At 39.4% G+C, this 3,907-nt stretch carries 3 protein-coding genes; all 3 read left to right on the forward strand.

Going from position 1 to position 3,907, the window contains the following annotated elements; translation table 11 throughout:
- On the forward strand, positions 1 to 1,879 hold a 1,879-nt coding region (locus VNJ50_RS11925; RefSeq protein WP_325582200.1), incomplete at its 5' end, for a SusC/RagA family TonB-linked outer membrane protein.
- Positions 1,880 to 1,884: 5 nt separating this feature from the next.
- Positions 1,885 to 3,216: a RagB/SusD family nutrient uptake outer membrane protein gene (locus tag VNJ50_RS11930; protein WP_325582202.1), complete on the forward strand. Its 1,332-nt coding sequence runs from the start codon at positions 1,885 to 1,887 to the stop codon at positions 3,214 to 3,216.
- A 31-nt stretch (positions 3,217 to 3,247) separates the two neighbouring features.
- On the forward strand, positions 3,248 to 3,907 hold a 660-nt coding region (locus VNJ50_RS11935; protein WP_325582204.1), incomplete at its 3' end, for a PKD domain-containing protein.

The following is a 3,907-nucleotide window of genomic DNA, read 5'->3' on the forward strand; positions in this document are numbered from 1 at the left end:
TCGCTTTACGATTGGTACCAGTATTGGATTGACTTATGCGAAGACCAACCGTGTTGAAAGTGACCAAACACTTCATGGTCCTTTACCAAATGGGATTTCGACACCCGCTATTTTCCCAGTGTATAATGAAGACGGTTCATATAATCAGACTGGTCCTTATTCAAATCCGGTATCAATTGCCAAGGAGGCAATTATGGTAAATTATTCCTACCGCACCAATTCCAACTTTTATGTGGATTGGAACATTGTTGACAATTTAACTTTCTCTTCCAAATGGGGTGTGGATTTTATGAATTTCAGAGAACATTCCTACGAAAACAAAAAAACGGTTCAGGGTGCGAAGTATAACGGACTTGGTTTTGAAACTTATGCCAATGTTACCAATATCGTATCCAATAATCTTTTAAGCTATAATAAAACCTTTGGAAAACATAGACTTGACGGCTTATTGGGTTATAGTTTTGAAAGTTACGAACGTACATCATCGTACATCAGAGGACAGGATTTTGCCGATGATAATTTAGAATATCTCAACTCGGCAGCTACTATTGTTTCCGCTAGTTCAGGAGCAACCGAATCGGGATTGCGTTCATATTTTGGACGGTTGAATTATAATTTTGATGACAAGTATATCGCCACATTTACGGGGCGATGGGATACTTCTACAAAATTTGGTGGCAATAACCGAACAGGATTTTTCCCGGCAGCTTCTGTGGCATGGCGAGTTATTAAAGAAGATTTTATGAGTAATATAAAGTCAGTTTCTGACCTGAAATTTCGTGTAAGTTATGGCCTTACCGGAAATGATGACATCAGTCCGTTCTTGTTTTCTGAACTTTATAGCACTACCGTTTATGGCGGATTGCCTGCTATTTATCCGAGCAATATTCCCAACCCAGATTTAAAATGGGAAAGTACCGCACAATTTAACGTTGGCTTGGATTTGGGCCTGTTTAATGGACGCGTTACACTTACGGCCGATTATTATGACAAACAGACCAAAGATTTGTTATTGGGCCGACCTTTGCCACCAACTTCTGGATTTTCGTCCATTACCGAAAACGTAGGAAAGGTTGAAAATAAAGGAATTGAATTGTCATTGGCAACTCAAAACTTTGTGGGCGATTTCAATTGGAATACGCAGTTTAATATTTCTGGAAACCGAAATAAAGTATTGGAACTTTATAACGGACAGCCTATTGATGATTTAGGAAGAGGTGGTAACCGCGTTATGGAAGGTCAGCCTATCGGTATTTTTTACAGTTACAAATCGTTGGGTGTTGATCCATCTACAGGTGATATTGTTTTTGCAGATACTAATTTTGATGGCGCCATCACTTCCGAAGACCGGACCATCGTTGGTAATCCGCATCCGGATTTTATTTACGGATTAACCAATAATTTTTCCTATAAAGGTTTTGATCTCAGTGTCTTTTTGCAAGGATCTTACGGCAACGATGTTTTTAACGGTACGCGATTATTTTTGGAGTCACTACAAGGTGGCGATAACCAAACCACAGCAATCTTAAGAAGATGGCAACAACCGGGAGATATTACCGATATTCCTCGTGCCACCACCGATCCTGTAAAAGCAGCACAAAACAAACGGGTGTCTTCACGATTTATAGAAGATGGTTCCTATTTGAGGTTCAAAAATGTCACTTTGGGTTATACCTTGGATAGTGAGTTTTTAAGAAAAACATTCTTTAGCTCCGTTCGTGTGTATTTCAGTGCCCAGAACTTATTTACGTTTACAAAATATACAGGTTTGGATCCTGAGGTTAATTATAGAGGTGATGATAATCAGGTTATTGGAACAGATTTCTTTACCTATCCACAAGCACAAACATTCACCTTAGGGATCAACTTAAAACTTTAAAAAAGATGAAAAAGCATATTTTATTATTTTTTATGATGGCAGCTACATTGTTTTCATGTGATGTATTGGATGTGGAACCAAAAAGTTCCATCGATGCAAGTGCTGCATTTAAGACTAAGGAAGATATTGATAAAGGGGTTTTGGGTGCTTATTCTTATTTGCAGTCTTTAAGTTATTATGGCCGATCGGATGTTATTTTCCCGGATTTAGCCGCCGATAATTTAGCCCATCCAGTTAGCGCAACTGCCACTGAATATTTGGAGATTGCCAACAACAATATCCTTCCCGAAAATGGATCGGTGGGCGGTATGTGGAATGCCATGTATGGTAGTATTAATGTGGCCAATAATGTTATTGCCAAAGTTGCTGGAATTCCAAATATGACGGATGCCGAAAAGAACAACGCCTTGGGCGAACTCTATTTTATCAGGGCTTTGAGCCACTTTAATTTAATGAATTATTTTGGCGCCGTTCCTATCAAGACGATGCCAACCGTGGGTGTGGGCAATTTGGATATTCCAAGATCTCCGGTAGATCAGGTATATGCACAGATTATCAATGACTTATTGTTTGCATCTGAAAACCTTCCAACGTCGAGCAATAAAATAAGAAGCTCCAAATATGCCGCAAAAGCGTTGTTAGCACGAGTGTTTTTATATAAAAAGGATTATGACCAAGCCATAACCTATGCTACCGATGTGATTGAAAATGGAGGTTATACGTTGTTGGGAAATTATGCCGATGTGTTTGAGGCCGATGAATCGTCAGAATCGATTTTTGAAATCTATTTTTCCCAAACGGAACGAAACCGGATTGCAGAATATAATTTTCCAACGTCATTGAACGGAAGACGGGAAGTAGAACCATCGCCCGATTTGTTGGCAGCATATGAAACCGGCGATAAACGCTACACTGCCTCCATTGCTTTTGCGGGCACGAGTGCTTATGCCATAAAATACGACGATTTAAGTCTTGGAGATAAAAATGTTATCGTTTTAAGGTTGGCCGATATGTATTTGATCCGAGCTGAAGCGGAAGCGAGTAAAACAGCACCCAACATATCAGCCATTCAAAGTGATATCAACAAGATTAGAATGCGCGCTAATTTGAGTCCAACGACCGAAGGTGCAATAGCACCATTACTGCGGATTATTGAAAAAGAAAGACGTTTGGAATTTGCTTTTGAAGGCCACCGATGGTTTGATTTGGTTAGAACAGGGCGCGCTGTCGCTGTTTTGCCAAATGTCAATAGCATTAACCAAACCTTATTTCCAATTCCAATGGATGAAATCCAAACCAACAATGATCCGGGAATGACACAAAATCCAGGATACTAACCAACTCATGACCATATTTAAAATAGATATTATGAAAACTAAATTTCTAAATTACATTCTAATAAGTTTCTTCTCGTTAGCATTGGTTTCATGCCAAAACGATGACGATGCCTTGTTGCCACAATCGCAAGCTGAGTTTACTGCCAGTGCAACAGAAGTTAAAATAGGTGAAGACATCCAATTTACCAATAACTCTCAAAATGCCACGGCGTATTTATGGAGTTTTGGAGATGGAACAACGTCCAATCAAGTATCACCAAAAAAAGCATACCAATCTAGCGGTGTGTTTTTGGTGAGTTTAGTATCAACAGGTTCAGGTGGTTCCACCATTTCCAATATGGAGATTAAGGTCACTTCAGCCAGTGGATTTACAGTAGTTGATGAAGATAATTTGATGGCTACCATTCCGGTACAATTTACAAATACGTCTTTAGGCGCTACAAGTTACAGTTGGAATTTTGGCGATGCCGGTAATTCTACTTCTTCTGATGAAAATCCAACGTTCACATATCCATCTGCCGGAACTTTTACCGTGACCTTAACGACCGTTGGTGCTGGGGGATCCAACACATTTACCAAAGAAGTGATTATCGCAGAGAAACCAGAAGCTCCAGGAGAATTGTATTTTATTGATGCGGTTTCTAAATATATGAAGAAATTGACGTTAGATGGTTCAGGAACGATAACTGAT

It is taken from the genome of Gelidibacter sp. (assembly GCF_035577925.1).
Taxonomy (GTDB): Bacteria; Bacteroidota; Bacteroidia; order Flavobacteriales; family Flavobacteriaceae; genus Gelidibacter.

Bases quoted from the DNA above. Each gene is read 5' to 3' on its own strand.
- VNJ50_RS11930 (WP_325582202.1), top strand. From the start codon at position 1,885: ATGAAAAAGCATATTTTATTATTTTTTATGATGGCAGCTACATTGTTT.